The sequence below is a fragment of the Paraburkholderia sp. CNPSo 3274 genome, assembly GCF_024206475.1.
GTDB lineage: Bacteria > Pseudomonadota > Gammaproteobacteria > Burkholderiales > Burkholderiaceae > Paraburkholderia.
Genome location: NZ_JAMBPR010000252.1, coordinates 1 through 610 on the forward strand (window position 1 = coordinate 1; position 610 = coordinate 610).

Sequence of the window (610 nt, forward strand, 5' to 3'; positions counted from 1 at the left end):
GCCGCATCTCGCGCAAAAAATCGCCCTCGCGGGCGGCTACTACTGTGTCAGAAAAAACATCTGCAGCGAAACGATACCTGGTAGTATTGAATAATGCATATTTCGGGCGATCGTGATGAGAGAAGATGTCGATGAATTTGACGAGTATCTGAATCATCTGGCGCAGGCGTTAGGGCACGCCGATCGCCATGCCGGCCTCAAGGGCTACTGTTCGGGCTTGGTAATGCCGTTGTCACGCAAGAGCGTCGAGCCGATGGCTGCGCATATTGATCCCCTTCACGCGAGTGCGAAACATCAGTCACTCCACCATTTTGTGGCCAAGGCAGAATGGTCTGACCGGGCGGTTCTGCAGCGGGTACGAGAATGGGTGATGCCCGCGTTAGGCCTGCACGCTGCTGAAGAGACTGGCTATTACTGGATTATTGACGACACGGGCTTCCCGAAGAAAGGCAAGCATTCGGTCGGCGTAGTGCGGCAATACTGCGGGCAATTGGGCAAACAGGATAACTGCCAGATCGCCGTGAGCCTGTCGATCGCGACGCAACGCGGCAGCCTGCCAATTGCCTGGCAGCTGTATGTCCCCAAGGAATGGATTGAAGACCGGGAGCGA

The 610-nt window shown here is 55.9% G+C and carries 1 protein-coding gene; it reads left to right on the forward strand.

Annotated features, from left to right (window positions below):
- Positions 1-115: 115 nt before the first annotated feature.
- Positions 116-610: IS701 family transposase (locus tag M3I54_RS44540; RefSeq protein WP_254346746.1), on the forward strand; the 495-nt coding region annotated here is incomplete at its 3' end.